18 protein-coding genes are annotated in these 20,665 nt (G+C 75.0%); 15 read left to right on the forward strand and 3 right to left on the reverse strand.

Translation table 11 applies throughout. The annotated features are described in order from the left end of the window. The first annotated feature begins 30 nt into the window (after positions 1-30). From AC0VYN_RS14430 to AC0VYN_RS14445, 4 genes are all read left to right on the forward strand, one after another. Positions 31-771, forward strand: a complete 741-nt coding sequence (locus tag AC0VYN_RS14430) for a beta-phosphoglucomutase family hydrolase (protein WP_475536332.1) — start codon at positions 31-33, stop codon at positions 769-771. Then, the gene (locus AC0VYN_RS14435) at positions 768-3,122 is read left to right on the forward strand and encodes a glycoside hydrolase family 65 protein (RefSeq protein WP_475536333.1); all 2,355 of its coding nucleotides are present in this window, start codon (positions 768-770) and stop codon (positions 3,120-3,122) included. The genes AC0VYN_RS14430 and AC0VYN_RS14435 overlap by 4 nt, the downstream gene beginning before the upstream one ends. A gap of 173 nt (positions 3,123-3,295) precedes the next feature. Beyond that, positions 3,296-4,774 carry a hypothetical protein gene (locus AC0VYN_RS14440; protein WP_475536334.1) on the forward strand — a complete coding sequence of 493 codons (1,479 nt, stop codon included), beginning with the start codon at positions 3,296-3,298 and terminating at the stop codon, positions 4,772-4,774. A gap of 72 nt (positions 4,775-4,846) precedes the next feature. Then, positions 4,847-5,332, forward strand: a complete 486-nt coding sequence (locus AC0VYN_RS14445; RefSeq protein WP_385466745.1) for a DUF5709 domain-containing protein — start codon at positions 4,847-4,849, stop codon at positions 5,330-5,332. 59 nt (positions 5,333-5,391) lie between these two features. Here AC0VYN_RS14445 and AC0VYN_RS14450 read toward each other — a convergent pair whose 3' ends face one another. Next, a complete protein-coding gene (locus AC0VYN_RS14450; RefSeq protein WP_475536335.1) occupies positions 5,392-5,613 on the reverse strand; it encodes a hypothetical protein in 222 nt (73 codons plus the stop codon). A 112-nt stretch (positions 5,614-5,725) separates the two neighbouring features. Between AC0VYN_RS14450 and AC0VYN_RS14455 the strand changes: the two genes are divergently transcribed. Further along, positions 5,726-6,073, forward strand: a complete 348-nt coding sequence (locus AC0VYN_RS14455; protein ID WP_475536336.1) for a hypothetical protein — start codon at positions 5,726-5,728, stop codon at positions 6,071-6,073. Here the strand turns inward: AC0VYN_RS14455 and AC0VYN_RS14460 are convergent. Further along, positions 6,019-7,227 (reverse strand): glycoside hydrolase family 64 protein, encoded by a 1,209-nt coding sequence (locus tag AC0VYN_RS14460; protein ID WP_475536337.1) that lies wholly within the window; start codon positions 7,225-7,227, stop codon positions 6,019-6,021. The two genes, AC0VYN_RS14455 and AC0VYN_RS14460, sit on opposite strands and share 55 nt — an antisense overlap. 269 nt (positions 7,228-7,496) lie before the next feature. Between AC0VYN_RS14460 and AC0VYN_RS14465 the strand changes: the two genes are divergently transcribed. Both AC0VYN_RS14465 and AC0VYN_RS14470 read left to right on the forward strand, forming a co-directional pair. Continuing rightward, positions 7,497-8,264 (forward strand): SDR family NAD(P)-dependent oxidoreductase, encoded by a 768-nt coding sequence (locus tag AC0VYN_RS14465; RefSeq protein WP_475536338.1) that lies wholly within the window; start codon positions 7,497-7,499, stop codon positions 8,262-8,264. Between the two features lie 26 nt (positions 8,265-8,290). Further along, on the forward strand, positions 8,291-8,662 hold the full coding sequence (locus AC0VYN_RS14470; RefSeq protein ID WP_475536339.1) for a MerR family transcriptional regulator: 372 nt from the start codon (positions 8,291-8,293) through the stop codon (positions 8,660-8,662). 70 nt (positions 8,663-8,732) lie between these two features. Here AC0VYN_RS14470 and AC0VYN_RS14475 read toward each other — a convergent pair whose 3' ends face one another. After that, positions 8,733-9,617, reverse strand: a complete 885-nt coding sequence (locus tag AC0VYN_RS14475) for a Gfo/Idh/MocA family protein (protein WP_475536340.1) — start codon at positions 9,615-9,617, stop codon at positions 8,733-8,735. A gap of 365 nt (positions 9,618-9,982) precedes the next feature. Here AC0VYN_RS14475 and bdeA point away from each other — a divergent pair, with 365 nt between their 5' ends. From bdeA to AC0VYN_RS14515, 8 genes are all read left to right on the forward strand, one after another. Further along, the gene (gene bdeA, locus AC0VYN_RS14480; protein ID WP_475536341.1) at positions 9,983-10,894 is read left to right on the forward strand and encodes a bis(hydroxyethyl) terephthalate hydrolase; all 912 of its coding nucleotides are present in this window, start codon (positions 9,983-9,985) and stop codon (positions 10,892-10,894) included. Between the two features lie 229 nt (positions 10,895-11,123). Next, complete coding sequence (locus tag AC0VYN_RS14485; RefSeq protein WP_475536342.1) at positions 11,124-13,874, forward strand: helix-turn-helix transcriptional regulator; 2,751 nt, start codon at positions 11,124-11,126, stop codon at positions 13,872-13,874. Between the two features lie 117 nt (positions 13,875-13,991). Further along, a complete protein-coding gene (locus AC0VYN_RS14490) occupies positions 13,992-15,260 on the forward strand; it encodes an RsbRD N-terminal domain-containing protein (protein WP_475536343.1) in 1,269 nt (422 codons plus the stop codon). 450 nt (positions 15,261-15,710) lie between these two features. Then, positions 15,711-16,493, forward strand: coding sequence for an ABC transporter ATP-binding protein (locus tag AC0VYN_RS14495; protein ID WP_385471986.1), 783 nt, complete (start codon positions 15,711-15,713; stop codon positions 16,491-16,493). Then, on the forward strand, positions 16,490-17,290 hold the full coding sequence (locus tag AC0VYN_RS14500; protein WP_475536344.1) for an ABC transporter ATP-binding protein: 801 nt from the start codon (positions 16,490-16,492) through the stop codon (positions 17,288-17,290). Before AC0VYN_RS14495 ends, AC0VYN_RS14500 begins: the two co-directional genes overlap by 4 nt. Continuing rightward, complete coding sequence (locus AC0VYN_RS14505; RefSeq protein ID WP_475536345.1) at positions 17,287-18,183, forward strand: branched-chain amino acid ABC transporter permease; 897 nt, start codon at positions 17,287-17,289, stop codon at positions 18,181-18,183. The genes AC0VYN_RS14500 and AC0VYN_RS14505 overlap by 4 nt, the downstream gene beginning before the upstream one ends. Continuing rightward, positions 18,176-19,321, forward strand: a complete 1,146-nt coding sequence (locus AC0VYN_RS14510) for a branched-chain amino acid ABC transporter permease (protein ID WP_475536346.1) — start codon at positions 18,176-18,178, stop codon at positions 19,319-19,321. The genes AC0VYN_RS14505 and AC0VYN_RS14510 overlap by 8 nt, the downstream gene beginning before the upstream one ends. Continuing rightward, positions 19,318-20,598 (forward strand): ABC transporter substrate-binding protein, encoded by a 1,281-nt coding sequence (locus AC0VYN_RS14515; protein WP_385471974.1) that lies wholly within the window; start codon positions 19,318-19,320, stop codon positions 20,596-20,598. The genes AC0VYN_RS14510 and AC0VYN_RS14515 overlap by 4 nt, the downstream gene beginning before the upstream one ends. Positions 20,599-20,665: the final 67 nt, after the last annotated feature.

Here is a 20,665-nt window from a genome sequence, read left to right on the forward strand (position 1 = left end):
GACCCGCTCCGGCGGGGAACTGTGTCGGGTATGACGACGCAGCTCGGGCTTCCCGACGACATCCAGGCCTGCCTCTTCGACCTCGACGGGGTCGTCACCCGGACGGCGGTGGTGCACGCCGCCGCCTGGAAGGAGACGTTCGACGCCTTCCTGCGCGAGCGGGACGGCGCGGACTTCCGCCCGTTCACCGACTCCGACTACGACGAGTACGTCGACGGCCGCCCCCGCGCGGACGGTGTACGCACCTTCCTCGCCTCCCGCGGCATAGAACTGCCCGAGGGCAGTCCCGACGACCCGGCCGACGCGCAGACGGTCAACGGCGTCGGCAACCGCAAGAACGGGCTGGTCCTGGAGAAGATCCGCACCGAGGGCGTCGAGGCGTACGACGGCACCCTGCGCTACATCGACGCGGTCCGCTCGGCCGGGCTCGCCACCGCGATCGTCTCCTCCAGCGCCAACACCGTGGACGTGCTGCGGTCCATCGACGCCGAGCACCTGTTCGACGTACGGATCGACGGCGTGGTGGCGCGCGAGCGGCGACTGCCGGGCAAACCACGTCCCGACACCTTCCTGGCCGCCGCCCGCGACCTCGGCGTCGAACCGTCGCGCGCCGCCGTCTTCGAGGACGCCCTCGCCGGCATGGACGCCGGCCGTTCCGGGCACTTCGGCTACGTCGTCGGCGTCGACCGCGTCGGCCAGACCGACGCGCTGTACGCCCACGGCGCCGACCGCGTCGTCAAGGACCTCGCCGAGCTGGAGGGCCACGCATGATCACCAACCGGACCTACTCGGTCGAGCCCTGGTCCGTGCGCGAGACGGAACTCAACCTCGACCTCCTCGCCCAGAGCGAGTCCGTCTTCGCCCTCTCCAACGGGCACATCGGCTGGCGCGGCAACCTCGACGAGGGAGAACCGCACGGCCTGCCCGGCAGCTACCTCAACGGCGTGTACGAACTGCACCCGCTGCCCTACGCCGAGGCCGGCTACGGCTATCCCGAGTCCGGGCAGACCGTCATCAACGTCACCAACGGCAAGCTGCTGCGCCTGCTCGTCGACGACGAGCCGTTCGACCTGCGCTACGGCCGGCTCGTCAAGCACGAACGCACCCTCGACCTGCGGCGCGGCGTGCTGGAGCGGTTCTGCGAGTGGACCTCGCCGGCCGGCTCGACCATCAGGGTGCGCTCCACCCGGCTGGTCTCCCTCACCCAGCGGGCCATCGCCGCCGTCGAGTACGAGGTGGAACCCGTCGACAGCCGGACCCGGGTGGTCATCCAGTCCGAGCTCGTCACCAACGAGAGCCTGCCCGAACCGGACGGCGACCCCCGTACGGCCAAGGCGCTGAAGTCCCCGCTGGAGCCGGAGGAGGACCTCGCGCTCGGCCCCCGGCTGCGCCTGGTCCACCGCACCCGGCGCAGCGGCCTCAGGGTCGCCGTGGCCGCCGACCACGTCGTCGACGGCCCCGAGGGGACCACCACCGACAGCGAGAGCAACGAGGACGTGGCGCGCCTGACCATCACCTCCTCGCTGGAGCCGGGGCAGCGGCTGCGCGTGCAGAAGACCGTCGCCCACGGCTGGTCCAGTGCCCGCTCCCGGCCCGCGATGAGCGACCAGGTCGAGGCGGCGCTGGCCGCCGCGGCGCAGAGCGGCTGGGACGGACTGGTGGCCGAACAGCAGGCCTACCTCGACGACTTCTGGGCCCGGGCCGACGTCGAGGTGCACGGCGACGAGGAGATCCAGCAGGCCGTCCGCTTCGCCCTGTTCCACGTGCTCCAGGCCGGCGCCCGCGCCGAGCAGCGGGCGATCCCGGCCAAGGGACTGACCGGTTCCGGATACGACGGCCACGCCTTCTGGGACACCGAGATGTTCGTCCTGCCCGTACTGACCTACACCGAGCCGAAGGCCGTCGCCGAGGCGCTGCGCTGGCGGCAGGACACCCTGCCGGCCGCCCGGGACCGCGCCGCACAGCTCGGGTTCCGCGGAGCCGCGTTCCCGTGGCGGACCATCGACGGCTCGGAGGGCTCCGCCTACTGGCCGGCCGGCACGGCCGCCTTCCACGTGGGCGCCGACATCGCGCACGCGGTGGTGCGGTACGTGGCGGCGACCGGCGACACCGACTTCGAACGGGACACGGGCCTGGAGCTGCTGGTGGAGACCGCCCGGCTGTGGCGGACCCTCGGCCACCACGACCACCACGGCGTCTTCCACATCGACGGCGTCACGGGCCCCGACGAGTACAGCGCCATCGCCGACGACAACACGTACACCAACCTCATGGCGCGGTCGAACCTCCTCACCGCCGCCGACGTCTGTGAACGCCACCCCGACGAGGCGACCCGGCTCGGCGTCGACGACGAGGAGAGCGCCGCCTGGCGGGACGCCGCCGAGAGCGTGCACATCCCCTACAACGAGGAACTGCGCGTCCACGAGCAGGACGCCGGCTTCACCCGCCACCAGCGCTGGGACTTCGCCGCCACCGGCGAGGACCAGTACCCGCTGATGCTGCACTTCCCCTACTTCGACATCTACCGCAAGCAGGTCGTCAAGCAGTCCGACCTCGTCCTGGCGATGTACACCTGCGGGAGCTGGTTCGACGCGAACTGCGACGAGGACCAGATCGCCCGCAACTTCGCCTACTACGAGCCGCTGACCGTGCGGGACTCGTCCCTCTCGGCGTGCTGCCAGGCCGTCGTCGCCGCCCAGACCGGACACCTGCGCCTGGCCTACGACTACGCCGCCGAGGCCGCCCTGATGGACCTGGCGGACCTGGAGCACAACACCCGCGACGGGCTGCACATCGCCTCCCTCGCCGGGACGTGGATGGCGCTGGTCGCCGGCTTCGGCGGCACCCGCCGCGACGGCGAGAGCCTCCGCTTCTCGCCGCGGCTGCCCGAGAAGTTCAGCCGGCTGGCCTTCCGGCTCCAGTTCCGCGGCCGGTGCGTGAGCGTGGAGATCGAGGCCGACAAGGCGACGTACACGCTGCTCATGGGCGATCCGCTGACGATCCACCACCACGGGAGTCCGGTGCTCATGAACGGTGACGGCCCCGTCACGCTCCCCGTCCCCGCCCCGGTACGGCGCCCCACCCCCGAGCAGCCCCCGTACCGCCGGCCGAACGTCCGCTGACCGGTCGCACGCGCCGGACGGACCGGACCGGGGCGACTGGCCGTAAACCGCCCTGCGGATCCGCCGGGTGCGGGTTAGCGTGACCGTGATCAAGGGGTGCCCCGGCTCCCGCCGGCGCGGCAGGAGGCGGGGTTCGAGCGGCCCCGCGGACGGCGGGCGGTGAGGGGTGCACGATGGCCGACGGCGCGAGCGCCCTGCTCACCGGTGGACGGCATCCGGAGGCGGCGGCTTCGCCCGGCGCCTCCGGGCGCCCGGGCGCGAACGTCCCGCTCGCCGCGGTGGCCGCCGTCTTCACTCTGGCCCAACTGCTGCTCGTACGCCCCGGCCTGGGCCTCGGCTGGGACGAGATCGTCTACGCCAGCCAGGTCACGAGCCACCACCCGGCGGCCTTCTTCAGCGCCCCGCGCGCCCGCGGCGTCTCCCTGCTGGTGGCGCCCGTCGCGTCCTGGTCGTCGTCCACCGTGCTGCTGCGCGTCTACCTCGCCGTGCTCTCCGGGGCCGGCCTGTACCTGGGGCTGCGGGCGTGGCGGGGCCTGTTCCCGGTGCGCGTCCTGGCCACCGCCGGCGCGTTCTTCGCCTCCCTGTGGGTGACCCTCTTCTACGGTCCGCAGGCCATGCCCAACTACTGGGTCGGCATCGGCGCCCTGATCTGCGTCGGCTGCTTCCTGCGGGCCCGGCGGGAAGGGTCGGGGCCCGCGGTCCTGTGGGGAGTGGCGGCCGGCGCCGCGCTCATGGCGTGGATGCGGCCCACCGACGCCGTCTGGGTCACCCTGCCCCTGCTGGTCCTCGTCCTGGTCCGCAGGCACGGGCGGCTGCTGCTCGCCCTGGTGGGAGGCCTCGCCGCCGGGGGAGCGGAGTGGGTGGCCGAGGCGTACGCCTCGTACGGCGGCCTGGGGGAGCGGCTGGCGGAGGCCTCCCGCATCCAGGGCGGACTCGGCCTCCAGATCGCCGTCGACGACCAGCTGCGCAGCCTGGGCGGACGCGCCCTGTGCCGCCCGTGCACCGGATCGATGCCGCCTCCGGTGATCACCCTGTGGTGGTTGCTGCTGCCGGTCGTCGCCCTGGTCGCCGTGGCCGTGGCGGTACGGGCCCGCCGCACCGCCCGCACACTGATCCCGCTCGCCTGCGCCGCCACGTCCGCGCTGCCGTACCTGTTCATGATCGGGTACGCGGCGCCCCGCTTCCTCCAGCCCGCCTACGCCCTGCTGGCCGTCCCCGTCGCCGACGCGCTGTGGCACCTGGCCCGCACACCCCGCGGCCGCCGCCGGCCGGTGGGCGCGCCACTGGTCGCCCTCGCGCTGGCCGGGCACCTGGCCGTGCAGCTCGTCGTCCTCGTGTACACCGTGGACCGCACCGCCGAGAGCCGCGAGGACTGGGCCCGCGCCGCCGACGCGCTGCACCGCCTGGGCGTCCGCCCGCCGTGCCTGGTCACCGGCCACGAGGCCATCCCGGTCGGCTACTACACCGGCTGCTCCTCCGGCGCGACCGCCGGCAACAACGAGAACACCACGGTCGCCGACATCGTGGACACGGCCCGCCGCATCCCCGTCGCCGCCCTCACGGCACCGGGCGGCACCCCGCCCGACTACGCCCGCTCCTGGACGGCGCACCGCGTCGGTGACCTGAACATCCGGGTCGCTCCCCCCGGTTAAAGATCGCGAATCGGGAAACGCGAACCGGACACCGACATGATCGAGCCGACGCCACGCGCAAGGGAGGCAGCGATGGGCACGGACCCGATGGCCGACGACGCCTACCAGCCCACCGGAACGAACGAGGAGCAGGAGGACGCCGCGCCCCTCGACCTCCAGGACGCCGTCGACGAGCGGGACTACGACGACACGCTCGACGAGGGCTACTCCCCGCCGGAGAAGCCCCTCGGCGTGACCAAGCACGGCACCACGGCCGCCGAGCAGCACGACGGGGAGACCCTGGACGAACGGCTCTCCCAGGAGGTCCCCGACGTGTCGGCGCCCGAGGGGGACGGTGTGGGCGACGAGCCCGGAGGCGAGGGCGAACCGGTCGACCCCGAGGCCGGCGCCGAGCGGTCCGGCCGCCTGGTCGCCCCCGACGAGGGCGTGCGCACCGACACGACCAAGGAGACGGTCGCCGAGGACGTGGGCATCGACGGAGGCGCCGCCGGTGCCGAGGAGGCCGCCATGCACGTCGTGGACGACGAGACGGCACTTCCGGACGGCGAGGAGAGATAGCGGGAACGGAACGCCGTGAGGGGACCGCCCGGCCGGGCGGTCCCCTCACGGCGTCTCGGTCAGGGCAGCAGCTTGTCGAGGGCGGCGGCACCCTCTTCGGCCAGCTTGTTCCTGGCCCATTCGAGATTCTTCGGCGTGAGGTCCCGGCCGGCCGCGAGGACGACGTCCTCGGGTGAGACCTCCGTGCCGGTGCGGATGTGGAGCCGGTCGTCCGGAGTGGCGCGGTCCTCGTTCGCGCGGACCTCGGACGACCGGGAGGCATCGGACTCTGACGTGGACATAGGGCTGCTCCTCGGTCCGGATCACTGCTTCGGTGCCGGTGCTCTGCTATCGGTCCCGACTATCCCGATAACACCATTCAATGCCGGAGCAGCCTCCGCATCCCGAGGGCGCGTGACCTTGACGTGCCGCACCCGGCCATGCGTCGTCCAAGGGGGCGTACCGAGCGAGGAGCCCGGCGGAACAGGGCAGGCGCAGGTCGTCTCGGCCGTCCTCGGCGCGCTGACGCCGGTGCCCGCCCCGCTCGGCCTCCTCGGCCGGCACGTCGACCGGCTGCGGGTGCGCCGCCCCGTCGCCGAGACCGACGCGCGGCAGGGCGCCGCACCGCACGGCGGGCACGTTGCGCACACCACCACGCTCCTACGGCGTGCCGCCCGGCGCACGCGGGATGGCACGCCGCACGGGCCTCAGAACGCGGTGAGCGTCAGCCGGATCCCGGTGGGCGCGGTGTCCTGCACGTAGGAGGCGAAGTCGGCCACGTCGTCGAAGGCGAAGCCGTACGCCTTGCCGTCCTCCGTGGCCGCGTGCACCGCCCTGGCGTAGTGGTTGGTGAGCGCGGCGCGGTAGAACGACGCGGCGTCGGCCGTCGGCTGGGCGGCCGAGGAGAGCAGGGTGGAGCGGTTGAAGCCGGCGCCGAGGACCGCGGCGACGGGACCGGTCGTGCCGTCGTTGGGCGCGGCGAGCGCGCCGTCGCAGAACAGCACGTCCCGGGTGGACGGCCTGGCGAAGGAGACCTGCGCGGGCCCGTCGAAGGTCAGCCGGTCGCCGCGCACCCGGCCCGTGAAGACGCCGGCGTTGGTCGTGACGGTGAGGTCCCTGCCGGTGTAGGTGCTCCACACCTCGTCGATGTACGGGGCGAGATAGTCCGCGGGGAACAGGCCGGCGTCCAGCCCGTGCCCGGGGGCGATCACGCGGCGGTCGTCCACGACCAGCGGGGCGAACTCCTCGACCTGCCGGAGGGCCGAGAAGACCGCAGCCCGCCCGCCGGGGCGCACGGTGCCCGTCGTCTGGTCCTTCGCCCCGGTCAGCCGGATGCCGAGCGGCACGCTGAACATGTCGACCATGGTGGTGTTGCAGAACATCCCGGCCGCGTTGTACGTGAATTCGGCGCAGTCGTGCAGCACTTCGTAGTTGGGGTCGGAGGCGACCCAGCCCGCCGGGTACTGCAGCGCGGGAGTGCCGGCGCCGTCCGTGACCACCTTGAACTTCAGTTTCTCGCCGAGCGACACGTAGATCCGGCCGGAGAGGTACGGCAGTGACAGCGTTGTCGCGCCGCTGCCGGCGAGGCTGATCGCGTAGTCGGTGTAGCCGTCGGCCCCGTTGTCCGAGAGGGCCACGGGCACGACGGTGCCGTCGGGGGTGACGCGCACCTGGCGGCCGTCCTGGTTGCCGACGATGTAGACGTGGACGTCGGCGCTCCCGAAGGACCCGGTGCTGTTGACGATCGTCAGCGGCAGGGCGCCGGCGGCCTCGGGGTTGGCCGCGCCGCCGTCCGCACCGGTGCCGGCGAGGGCGTGCGGGGCGACGGCGGCGACGGCGGGTGCGGCCACGACCGCGCCCCCGAGGGCGACGAGCAGCTTGCGGCGGCCGAGGGGGCGCTGGTGACGGGGAGTCATGTGGGGGGTCTCCTGAGCGATCGGGGCTTGCCGGTGTGGGGGGATCGACTGAGAGCGCTCTCAGGCGGTGGCCCGATGGTACGCAGAACGGATGCCCCGGCCAACCGTCCCGGTGGCTGCTCAATTGCCGCGTCGGGGGAGGAAGTTGGCGGACGGGGGCGCCGATCCGGAGCGCTTAACCGGCGCTTAGGGCCCACTTAATGGTGGGCCCCGGCCGGCCGGCCGGCGACCCGCCGCGTTGACCTTGCCGCTGGCGGCAGGGTTGCACGATGACCGGCATGGACATCAGCGCCTCACCCAGCAGCAGGATCGTCGTCGTCACCGGTGCCGGCACGGGCATCGGCCGGGCCACCGCCCGTGCCTTCGCCGCCGAGGGGGCCCACGTGGTCGCCGTCGGACGGCGCCGCGGACCGCTCGGGGAGACGGCGGCCGGGCACGAGCGCATCGCACCGCTGTCCGCCGACATCACCGCCGACGGGGAGCCCGAGCGCATCGTGCGGGCCGTCACGGAGGAGTACGGCCGACTGGACGTGCTGGTCAACAACGCCGCCGTCGTCCACAGCGGCGCGCTCGGCACCCTGCGCCCGGAGCTGATCACCGCTCAGCTCGACACGAACCTCGTCGCCCCCGTGCTGCTGGCCCAGGCCGCGCTGCCGTCCCTGGAGGCGTCCGGCGGCGTGATCGTCAACGTGAGTACGTCGGTGGGGCAGCGGGCCTGGCCGGGCAGCTCGGTCTACGCCGCCACCAAGACCGCCCTCGAACTGCTGACCCGCAGCTGGGCGGTCGAGCTGGCCCCTCGCGGCATCCGGGTGGTGGCGGTCGCCCCCGGCGCCGTCGACACCCCCATCGGCGAGCACCAGGGCCTGACGCCGGAACGCAGGGCCGAGGTGCGGCGGTGGCAGCTGGCGCACACCCCGCTGGGCCGGATCGGCCGGCCCGGGGAGGTGGCCTGGGCGATCACCCAACTCGCCGCGCCTCAGGCGTCGTTCGTCACCGGGGTCGTGCTTCCGGTGGACGGCGGGGCGGTGGTGGCGTGATAAGGATGCCCCGGGAGGTGGCACGGGTGCGCATAGGTGAACTGGCCGGGGCAGCCGGGACGACGGCTCGGGCGCTGCGGCACTACGAGGAGGCCGGGCTGATCTCCTCGGAGCGGGCCGGCAACGGCTACCGCGTCTACGACGAGCGGACGCTGGTGCGGGTGCGCAACATCCGCCACCTCCTGTCCGTCGGGCTCACCCTGGACGACGTACGCGTGTTCCTGTCGTGCCTGGACGGCGACGTGGCCGCGGCACCGCCCTCGGACAAGGGCCTGCGGGTGGCGCGGGAACGGCTGGCGGTGCTCGACGAACGCATCGCCGCCCAGACCGCGGTCCGCGACCGGCTGGAAGCCGCGCTCCGGGAGCAGGCGGGCCGCCGTATGCGTCCGGTGGCCTGACCGGGCGTCCGGCGGGACGGCCCGGCGCCGGTCCGGACACGGGGCGAAGCGCCCCGGCGGCCGTCAGGTGTCACCGTCCGTCGCCGAGCAGCGCCTCGGCCGCGGCGAGGATCTCGGTCACCCGCAGCCCGAACACGGCGTCGCACGGATGCGGGCGCCCCGTCCGCGCGGCGGTCAGCAGGGCGTCCACGGCCCGCCCGTAGGCCGGCACCGCGCCCTGCGAGCTCTCCGGCATCAGCGTCACCCCGGTGCCGCCCCGCAGCTCCACCGCGGCCCCCGCCGCGGCGGGCGGTGCCGTCAGGCTGAGCGTGAGCGTGCTGGACGTCCCGCCGGCGTGTTCGATGACCAGGTGGACGGTGTCGCCGGGACCGGGCGCGGCCGCCGCGACCTGCCGCACGTCCCCCAGCGCCGGCAGCAGGACGGACAGGGCGTGCGGGCCGACGTCCCACAGCGCGCCCTTCTCGCGGCGCCACGGCGAGCGCGCGAACGGGCTGTCGCCGCCGAACACCGCGCCGAGCCACTGCGCACGCGCCGTGAACCAGTCACCGGCCTCGGCCTGCTCCGCGATCCACGCCTCGGTCTCGGGCTGGAACCGGACCGTGAAGAACACGACGGACGCCACGCGGGCCTGACGCACCGCCTCGACCACCGCCCGCCCCTGCGCCACCGTCGTAGCCAGCGGCTTGTCCAGCAGCAGATGGCACCCGGCACGCGCCGCGCGCACCGCGAGCTCGGCCTGCACGGCCGGGGGCAGCGCCACCGCGACGGCCTCCACGTCGCCGAGCAGGGCGTCGACGTCCTCGTAGGCGCGCGTGCCGTGCCGTTCCGCCAGCTCCTTCGCGGCCTCCGGCCGGCGCCCCCACACACCGGCGAACTCCACGTCCTCGTGCCGGTCCAGGGCGGGCGCGTGCGTCATGTCCGCCCAGGGGCCGGTACCGAGCAGTCCGATGCGCATGCCGCCGCCTCTCCACGTGCCGGACCCGTCGCCGGCCGGAGCACCACCGCCACCCGGCCGACGCCGAGCGTGTCACACCGACCGGGTGCCCCGGCAAGCCCCCGGCAGGGGAACACGACGCACCCGCCCCCGACGGCTCACCGGCCCGCCCGGCGACGACACCGGTGCCGGGCACCGCACCCGCCCGCATTCCACGACGCCGGTGATTCTGCCGATCCCCCCGCCCGCTCCGCCCGACGACAGTGACACCGCCAGCACATCGGCGAGGCCCGTCCGGCGGATGTCCCGGGACGCGACCCCACGCGTCCCGGGCCGTGTGCGACCACCGGCCGGGCGACTCGCCACGACAGAGAGGACGACTCGTCGTGCAGCAGAACCCCCACACCCAGGCCGCTCCCCGCGGCACGCGCCGGCGGCTGGCCGGTGTCACGGCGGCACTCGCCGCCGCCGTCGCCCTCAGCACCCTCACCGGCCCGGGCGCCCACGCCGCGGACAACCCCTACGAGCGCGGCCCGGCGCCCACCACCTCCAGCATCGAGGCACTGCGCGGCCCCTACGCCGTGTCGGACACGAGCGTCTCCTCGCTCGCGGTCACCGGCTTCGGCGGCGGCACGATCTACTACCCGACCAGCACCGCCGACGGCACGTTCGGCGCCGTCGTCGTCGCGCCCGGCTTCACCGCGTACCAGTCGTCCATCGCCTGGCTCGGCCCGCGCCTGGCCTCGCAGGGCTTCGTCGTGTTCACCATCGACACCCTCACCACCGTGGACCAGCCCGACTCCAGGGGACGGCAGTTGCTCGCCGCCCTGGACTACCTCACCGAACGCAGCTCCGTACGCGGACGGATCGACAGCAGCCGGCTCGGCGTCATGGGCCACTCCATGGGCGGCGGCGGCACGCTCGAGGCCGCCAAGTCCCGGCCGTCGCTCCAGGCGGCGATCCCCCTCACCCCCTGGAACCTCGACAAGACCTGGCCCGAGGTCAGCACCCCGACCCTGATCTTCGGGGCCGACGGCGACACGATCGCCCCGGTCGCCTCCCACGCCGAGCCCTTCTACTCCAGCCTGCCGTCCCGCACGGACCGCGCCTACCTGGAGCTGAACGGCGCGACCCACTTCTCGCCGAACACCTCCAACACGACGATCGCGAAGTACAGCGTCTCCTGGCTCAAGCGGTTCATCGACAACGACACCCGCTACGAGCAGTTCCTGTGCCCGCTGCCGCGGGCCGGCCTGACCATCGAGGAGTACCGGGGCAACTGCCCGCACGGCTCCTGACACCCCACGGCACCGTCCGGCGGCGGTCGCGCGGTACCACGCGACCGCCGCCGGCGCGCTGTGCCGCCGCACGACCGCGGGCCGCGCACCCTGGGCAACCGCACAGCCCTGAACCGCGCACCCCGCGAGGGAACCGCAGGTGGGGCGGCCGACACCCGGCCGAGCCGGTGCGCGGCCCGCGTGGACCGGTGGCTTCCGCCTCTGGTTACGCGCGCGTAACCTCCCGGGAATGACCGGAGAGACGACCGTACGTACGGCCGTGCGGATCCACGGCCGGGGCCCGCAACGACGGGCGGTGGGGGCGCTGCTGGACCGACTGCGCACCAGCAGCGGCCACCTGATGGTGACCGGGGAGCCCGGACTCGGCCGCACCACCCTCCTCCAGTGGGCCGCCCGCTCCTTCACGGCCGGTCCCGTGCTGCGCCTCGGCGCCCGGACGGACCGGTGCGCACCGGTGACGGCCGAGGACCTCCTCGTCACCCTGCGGACGGCGGCCGGCGACGGCCCGCTGCTCGTGTGCGTGGACGACGCGCACCTGTGGGACCCGCCGGCCCGGGCCGCCCTGGGCCGCGCGGCCGCGCTCCTGCGCCCGGCGGACCGGACCGGCCTGCTCCTGTCCGTCGCCGCGTACCGGGCCGTCGACCCGGAGTACGCCCACCTGTCCGCCGTACGCCTGGACCCGCTGACGCCGCCGGACGCCGACGCCCTGCTGGACGACGCGACCGACGGCACCGCCGATCCGGCCGTGCGCGCGCACCTGCCGGCCGAGGCCGAGGGCAACCCGGCCCTGCTGCTCGCCCTGGTCCGCCGCCTGACGCCCGCCGAACTGCGCGGGCACCGGCCGCTGCCCAGCCCCCTGGCCGACGCCGGCACCCTGGCCGAGGTCGCGGGCGGCGCCCTGACCGGCCTGCCGCCGGACGCACGGGACCTGCTGCTGACGGTGGCGGCGGCCACCCGGGCCCCGGACACCCCGGACGCCGACGCGGACCTCGTCCTGGACGCCGTACGGCACCTGCGGCCGGCCACCGCGCCCGCGCCGTGCCTGGCCCCTGCGCCCGGACTCCTCGCGCTCACCGAGGGCCGGCTCCGGTTCCACAGTCCGCTGGTGGCCCGCACCGTCCACGCCACCGCCGCACCGGACCACCGGCGCGCGGCCCACCGCGCGCTGGCCGAGGCCATGGAGGCGGCCGGTCGGCGGCTCCCCGCGCTGCTGCACCGTGCCTGGTCCCTGACCGGCGCCCGCGGCGCCCCGGCGCTCGCGGACCGGCTCGCGGCCCGGGCGGCCGACGAGGGCACCGCGTCGCACCGGCTGCGCGCGACGGCGTACGCCCGCGCCGCCGAGCTGTCGGCGGACGGCCCGGCGCGGGCGGAGCGGTACACGGCCGCGGCCGAGCAGGAGCTGCTCGCCGGCCGGCCCGACCGCGCGCGCCCGCTGCTCGCCACGGCCGGCGGGTGCGCCGCGCCCGCCGTGGTGCGGGGGAGGGCCGAACTGGTGCGGGGGCTGACGGAACTGCGGGACGGCCCCGTCGGCGACGCGCACCAGTCCCTGCTGCTGGCCGCGTCCCTGCTCGCCGCCGAGGCCCCCGGCCAGGCCGCGACCGCCACGATGGCCGCCGCCGACGCGGCCTGGGCGGCCGGTGACCTGCCGGCGTGCCTGGCGGCCCTCGGCCCGCGACCGCACCCGCCCGACCTGAGCCCCTGCCCCCGGCGCGGCGACCGGCCGCGCCCGACCGCCGCCGTGCCGTCCTCCGACCCGGTGCACGACCACCGCACCGGCATGCGGGCGCTGCTCGAAGGGCGGCTGGACCGCGCGGCGGCACCGCTCGGGCAGGTCGTGGCACGTGCCGGGACCGAGGGGCGCCCCGAGGGCCTGCTGAGGGCGGCGGCGGCAGCGCTGCTGCTGGGTGAGGTGGACGCCGCCCGCCGGGCCGGGGCGCGGGCCCTCGCCGCCGCCCGGCACCTCGGTTCGGACACGCTGGTCCCGCAGGCACTGGAGTACCTCGCCTACGCCGAACTGCGCGCCGGACGGCATCCGCAGGCCCGCGCCCACGCCGAGGAGGGACTGCGCACCGCACTGCGGGCCGGGCAGCGCAACACGGCCGCCCATCACCGGGCGGTACTGGCCCTCGCGGCGTCGATCGAGGACGAGCCGGACGCGGTCGCCCGGCACGTGACGGCCGCCCTGGCCACCGCCCGCCGGCACGGACTGGCCCAGGCGGCCACGCTGGCGGAGTGGGCGGCGGCCCGGGCCGACCTCGGGCGCGGCCGGCCCCTCGACGCCGCCGACCGGCTCGGCCTCCTGGTCCTCCCCGGCCCCCGGCGCGGGCACTTCGCGGTGTGGCGGCTCGCCGTGCCCTGCTTCGTGGAGGCCGCCGTCCTCGCCGGCCGGCACGAGGACGCCCGGTCGCTGCTCACGGACTTCGCCGGCTGGGCGGCCTTCGGCGCCGACCCGCAGGCCGCCGCCCAACTGGCCCGCTGCCACGCCCTGCTGGCCCGGCCGGAGGACGCCGACGCGCTGTACGTGCGCGCCCTCGCCCGGCACGACGAGGCGGGCGGCGACTTCGAACGGGCCCGCACCGCCCTGCTGTACGGGAAGTGGCTGCGCCGCCGGCGCCGCCCGCGCGAGGCCCGTGACCGCCTCGGTGCCGCGCTGGCCGGCTTCGAACGCTGCGGCGCCGGTGTCTGGGCCGACCAGGCGCGCGACGAACTGCGGGCGCTCGGGGCCGCCTCACGCGCCTCCGCGAGGACCGGCACGCTCACCCGGCTGACACCGCAGCAGCTGCGCATCGCCCGGCACGTCGCGGAGGGCGCCACCAACCGGGAGGTCGCGCTGACCCTGGCGGTGAGCACCCGCACCGTCGACTACCACCTCCGCAAGGTCTTCGCGGCCCTCGGCGTACGGTCCCGGCTGGAGCTGGCACGCGTGGTCGAACAGGCGGAACAGGGGCAACGGGCCGAAAAGACCGGTGCACAACCCTAGGGACCGACCAGACGGTATGCCATCCTTCGGGGCAGGACGAGTCAGGGGGCGAACCGGGCGCGGGCGGACGGCCCGCGACGGGCCTCCTCCGTGAGCCCTGCCCTGGGGAGGACCGCGATGCAACACGCCGTACGGTCACGAGCAGCGATCCGCACCGCCGGACTGACACCCGTTCCGCGCCCGCGGACACCGGGCGTCGCCTCGCTCATGGACGCCGACGCCCTGCGGGTCCTGCACCGGGCGGCCCGCGGGCTGCTCGACGACCTGCCGGGGCTGACGGACCGGCTGGTGGCGCTGCTGCGGGAGTCGGAACCGGCCTACCGCGCCGCCCTGGCGAAGGATCCCACCGGGACCTGGCAGGAGGCGCACCGTTCGCTGCGGCACAGCGTGACCTCGCTGCTCGACCCGCGGGGCTCCCGGGACGCGGCCCGCCGCTGCTCCTGGCGGATCGGCGCCACCCGCGCCGAGCAGGGACTGCCGCTGGACGCCCTGCTGCACGCCTTCCGCCTCGGCGGCTCCCTGGTGTGGCAGCGGCTGGTCGAGGAGACCTCCCGCACCGCCCCCGAGGACGTCCGGCTGCTGGTGCACGTGGCCGCCGACGTGTGGAACTTCGTCGACGAGCACTGCACCCTCGTCGCGGACGCCTACCGGCAGACCGAGTGGCAGCTGGGCCGGCGCCGCGAGAACCGGGCCCGGCTGCTGGCCGCCGGTCTGCTCGACGGCACCAGCCGTATCGCCGACCTGCCCGAGGCCGCGCAGGCGCTCGACCTGCCGGAGCAGGGCCGCTACGTCGTCGTCGCCGTCACCGGCGCCCACCCCGCGCGTTCCGCCGCCGCCCGGGCCGCCGCCGTGCCGGACGGGAAGCGCGTCCACTGGCACACCGGGGCGGCGGTGGACTACGGCATCGTCCTGCTCGGTGCCGGGGGCGAGGAACCTCCGGTTCCGGGCGACGCCGTACCGGGTGTGCGCATCGGCGTCGGCAGCCCCGTCGAGGGACTGGCCGCCGTCGGCGACGCGCGCGGGTTCGCGGACACCGCGCTCCGTATCTGCCCCGAGGAGGGCGGCACCGTGCGGCTGGCCGACCACCTCCCCGCCGCCCTGGTCGTGGCCGGCCCCGAGCTCGGACGGGCCCTCGCGGACCGGGTGCTGGGCCCGCTGCTGCGCCTGGAGCCCGCCGACCGCGACGTCCTGCTGGACACCCTGACGACGTGGCTCGACTGCGACGGTTCGGCGCAGCGGGCAGGCGAACGCCTCTACTGCCACCGCAACACCGTCCTCAACCGGCTGCGCCGCTGCGAACAGCTCACCGGCCGCTCCCTGGCCCGCCCGGCCGACCTGGTCGAGATTACCCTCGCCCTGACCGCCCACCGCCTACTCCCCACCTGACCCCCAACCACCACGATCCCCCCGGCCGCCGCGGGGGTCATGCCGCCGTAGCTGCGGTCAGTCGTGCCGCGTGCCCCCGCCCCGCCCGAGCCGCGGGGGTCATGCCGTAGCTGCGGTCAGTCGTGCCGCTGGGGCGGCACGGGTGGGCGCAGCGGCACCCCGCACCGCCGGGCAGCGCACCCGCCGCGCCCCGGGCCCCGCGCCGGGCACCCCGCCTCGCCGGGCAGCGCACCCACCCCACGCCCGGCCCCCCACCGGGCACCCCGTCGACGCCGGGCAGCCTCCGGCCCCGAACCCCCCGGTGGGCATCCGCACAGACTCACCGCCCCCGGACTGGGACGCCGCAGCAGCCCACCCCCCGCCCCCTGTACGCGCACCGGCCCCCGTGCTGTGGTGGGCGCCCCTTCCCCCGTCACCGTGCCGCTCCGGGCACGGTCCTCAGGAGCCGCGATGCCCGCAGCACCACCGGACGGTGAGCCCGCGCTGCACGTCGAGAGCCTCGACGTGACGTACGGGCGCGCACTGTCCGCTCTCCGTTCCGTGTCCCTGACCGTCCCGCACGGCGGCGTCGTCGCCCTGCTCGGCGCCAACGGCGCCGGCAAGACGACCCTGCTGCGCGCGGTGTCGGGCACACTGCGCCTGCACCGCGGCGCGATCACGGCCGGCCGGGTCCGCTACGGCGACACGGCCCTCGACGGCCGCGACCCGGTCGCCGCCGTGCGTGCCGGAGTCGTGCAGGTGCCCGAGGGCAGGCGGGTGTTCGCCGGTCTCACCGTCGACGAGAATCTGCGGGCCGGCGGCCTCGGCCTCTCCCGGCGCGCCCCGGCCCAGGTCCGCGAGGCCCGCGACCGCGTCTTCGCCCTCTTCCCCCGGCTCGCCGAACGCACCCGCCAGGCCGCGGGCCTGCTGTCCGGTGGCGAACAGCAGATGCTCGCCATCGGACGCGCCCTGATGGCGGCCCCCCGCCTGCTCCTCCTCGACGAACCCTCCCTCGGGCTCGCCCCGCTCATGGTGGACCGGATCGCCGAGGTGGTCCGCGAGATCAACACCCAGGGCACCGCCGTCCTGCTGGTCGAGCAGAACGCCGGCATGGCGCTGTCCCTGGCCGACCACGCCCACGTCCTGGAGGTCGGCGAGGTCCGCCTGTCCGGCCCCGCCGGCGAACTCGCCCGCACCGACGCCGTACGCCGCCTCTACCTGGGCGAGGCCGCCGACGACCAGGGGGCCGCGTGACCACCCGCACCACCGCACCCCCCGCGCTCGAGGTCCGCGGCGTGACCGTGCGCTTCGCCGGCCTGACCGCCCTCGACGACGTCTCCTTCACGGTCGCCCCGGGCACCGTGCACGCCGTCATCGGACCCAACGGCGCCGGCAAGTCCACCTGCTTCAACGTCCTGTCGGGCCTGTACCGGCCCGCCGCCGGCACCGTACGGCTCGGCGACGCCGAACTGACCCGGCTCGCCCCGCACCGCATCGCCGCCCTCGGCGTGGCCCGCACCTTCCAGAACATCGTCACCACCCAGGGAACCGTCGCCGACAACCTGATGCTCGGCCGCCACGCCCTGACCCGCGCCGGCTTCGCCGCCAGCGCCCTGCGTCTGCCGCGCGCCGTGCGCGAACAGCGCGAACACCTCGCCAAGGCCCGGGAGATCGCCGAACTCACCGGGCTGGGAGCCCACTTCGACGCACCCGTCGCCCTGCTCTCCTACGGCGACCGCAAGCGGGTCGAACTCGCCCGCGCCCTCTGCCTGGAGCCCCGTGTGCTGCTGCTCGACGAACCCGTGGCAGGCATGAACGCCGCCGAACGCGTCCGCATGACCGAGGTCGTCCGGGAGGTCCGCGCCGAACTGGGCCTGTCCGTCGTCCTGGTGGAGCACGACATGGGCCTGGTGATGCGCCTCGCCGACGACGTCACCGTCCTCGACTTCGGCAGGGCCATCGCGCACGGCACCCCGGGCGAGGTCCGCCGCGACCCCGAGGTGCTGCGCGCCTACCTGGGCACCGGTACCGGCGGGGAGGACGCGGCATGAACGGCTTCCTCGACAACCTCCTGGGCGGGCTCGCCCTCGGCTCGGTCTACGCCCTGATCGCGCTGGGCTTCGTCACCATCTTCAAGGCCTCGGGCGTCCTCAACTTCGCCCACGGCTCCCTGCTGCTGCTCGGCGGCTACCTCGTCGCCGTCCTCCACGACGACATCGGCTTCGCCGGCGCGCTGGCCCTCGCCGTCGTCGTCACGGCCGCGGTGGCCGGCGCCCTCGACCGCCTGCTCCTCCAGCGCGGGGAGCAGGACGCCCACGGCGCCCATGTGCAGACCATCGTGACCATCGGCGTCGACATCGTCCTGGTCACCGACCTGACCCGGCGCATCGGCGGCGACCTGCTGCCCCTCGGCGACCCCTGGGGGGACGCGGTGACCGACCTGGGGCCGGTGACCGTCGCCGACAGCCGCGTCGCCGCGATCCTGGTGTCCGCCGCGGCCATCGGAGGTGCCTTCGCCCTCTTCCGGTTCACCCCCTGGGGCCTGTCCCTGCGCGCCGCGGCCGAGGACGCCGAGGCCGCCGCTCTCATGGGCGTACGGCTGACCCGTATCCGCACCGTCGCCTGGTGCCTGGCCGGCGGCCTCGCCGCGCTCGCCGCGGTCTTCCTCGTCGCCTTCCCGGCACCGGGCCTGGAGCGCACCACCGGGCAGATCGCCCTGAAGGCCTTCCCGGCCGCCATCCTCGGCGGCATGGCCTCCCCGGTCGGCGCCCTGGTCGGCAGCATGCTGATCGGCCTCACCGAGGCCTTCGTCGCGGGCTACCAGTCCGATCTGCACGTCCTCGGCGAGGGCTTCGGCGACGTCGCGCCGTACGCCGTGATGGTGCTCGTCCTCCTGGTCCGCCCCGCGGGCCTGTTCGCGGCGAGGGGAGCGGCCCGTGTCTGACCTCCTCAAGGCCGGCGGCCTCCTCAGGCGCGGCCCGCTGCTCCTGACCACCCTCCTCCTGTGCGCGCTGCCCTTCTACCTGGACGCCTTCTGGCTGCGCATCGGCCTGTTCTCGATGGCCGCGGCCATCGGCGCCGTCGGACTCGGCCTGCTCAGCGGCACCGCCGGACAGCTCTCCCTCGGACACGCCTTCTTCCTCGCCGTCGGCGCCTACGGGTACGTGTGGCTGGCGGGCGAGCCCGGACCGGGGCTGCCGCCGGCGCTCGCCGCGGTCCTCGCGGTGCTCCTCGCCGGGGCCGCGGGCGGACTGTTCAGCCCCGTCGCCGGCCGGGTGAAGGGCATCTACCTGGGCGTGGCCACCCTCGCCCTGGTCTTCCTCGGCCACCACGTCCTGCTCACCGCGGACTCCGTCACCGGCGGATTCAACGGCCGCTCGGTGCCGCCGCTGGTGCTCGGCGATTTCACGTTCGCCGAGTCCGACCCGGAACTGACGGTCCTGGGCGTCCCGTTCGGCGCCGAGGAACGGCTCTGGTACCTGGGGCTGGCCCTGTTCGCCGTCACCTGGTTCACCGCGCGCGGACTGCTGCGCGGACGCCCCGGGCGCGCCCTGGTGGCGTTGCGCGACAGCGAGACGGCGGCGTCCGTGATGGGCGTCCACGTGGCGAAGTACCGTTCGGCGGCCTTCGTCGTCTCCTCGATGTACGCCGGCCTCGCGGGCGTGCTGCTCGCACTGTCCTTCCGCCGCGTGGTGCCCGACTACTTCTCCCTCGCCCTCTCCGTCGACTACCTCGCCATGATCGTCATCGGCGGCCTGGGCTCCGTCGCCGGCGCCACCGCCGGGGCCGTCTTCGTCACCGCGCTGCCCCTGCTGATGACGCGCTACGCCGACCAGCTTCCCCTGGTCGCGACACCCGGCTCCGGCGACGGCTCGATCGGCCCCACCGAGGCCGCCCGTTACCTCTACGGCGCGGTGATCGTCGTGATCCTCCTCCACGCCCCCGACGGCCTTCACGGCCTCGCCCGACGTACCCGCGCCCGCCTGCGCCGCCGGTCTCCGGTCACCGGTCCTCCCGACACCGGGCCCACGCCCGGGACCACACCAGCCACCACCGCACGAGCCAAGGAGCACACCCCGTGAACGTCACGCACCCCAGGCCCCGCACCACCCGGACCGCCGCCCTGGCCGCGGCGCTGGCCGCCGTGCTGCTCGCGGGCACCGCCTGCAGCTCCAAGGCGGACGGCGGGAGCACCGACGACGCCGCCGACGGCGTCAAGGCCGGTCCCGGTGTCAGCGAGAAGGCCATCAGGCTCGGCGCGCTCACCGACCTCACCGGCCCCTACGCCACCCTCGGCAAGAGCATCGTGCAGGCCCAGCAGCTGTGGGCCGACGAGACCAACGCCGCGGGCGGCATCTGCGGGCGCAAGGTGGAGATCGTCGTCAAGGACCACGGCTACGACGTGCAGAAGGCGGTCACCGCCTACGCCGACATCTCCCCGGACGTCGTCGCCCTGCCCCAGGTCATCGGCTCGCCGGTGGTGGCCGCCCTGCTCGACGACATCGAGCGCGACCACATGCTGACCTTCCCGCAGGCCTGGGCGGCCTCCCTGCTCGGCAAGGACTCCGTCCAGGTCCTCGGCACCACCTACGACCTCGACATGATCGCCGCCGTCGACTTCCTGACCCGTACCAAGAAGGTCGCGAAGGGCGACACCATCGGCCACGTCTACTTCGAGGGCGACTACGGCGCCAACGCGCTGGAGGGCTCGACGTGGGCCGCCGAGAAGGCCGGGATGAAGGTGGTCGGCCAGAAGATCAAGGCCACCGACACCGACCTGTCCGCCCAGGTGTCGGCGCTGAGCAAGGCCGGGGTGAAGGCCGTGCTGATCAGCGCCGGCCCCGCCCAGACCGCCTCCCTCGCCGGCGTGGCCGCCTCCAAGGGCCTGACGGTGCCGATCGTGAGCAGTGCGCCGGGCTACGCTCCGCAGCTGATGAAGACCCCCGCGGCGAAGGCGCTGGAGGCCATGGTGCACGTGGTCAGCGCGGCGCCGGCCGTCAGCTCGGACCTGCCGGGCGTGCGGAAGATGGTCGCCTCCTACGGGAAGAAGTACCCGGGCTCGCCGGTCGACTCGGGCGTGCTCTCCGGCTACAACGCCGCCCAGCTGATCGGCGCCGACCTGAAGAAGGCCTGCGAGGGCGGCAGCCTGACCCGTGAGGACGTGGTCGAGGCGCACCGTTCGCAGCGGAACGCCGACACCGGCCTCGGCACCCCGCAGAACTTCACCGACGTCTCCGCGCCCGCGAGCCGCTCCACGTATGTGCTCAAGCCCGACGCCAAGGCCGTCGGCGGCCTGGTCGGCGTCGAGGAGGCCCACCAGGCGCCGGGCGTCGACCCGTACCTGTCCGCGCGCGGCTGACCGACATGAGGGGCCGTCAAGTCACGCATGGCGAAGCCGCCTTGGCGGTCCCTCGGTCCCACCCCTG

This window comes from Streptomyces sp. 63XJN7_1_ISO-PGPR-S23-121 (genome assembly GCF_056173025.1).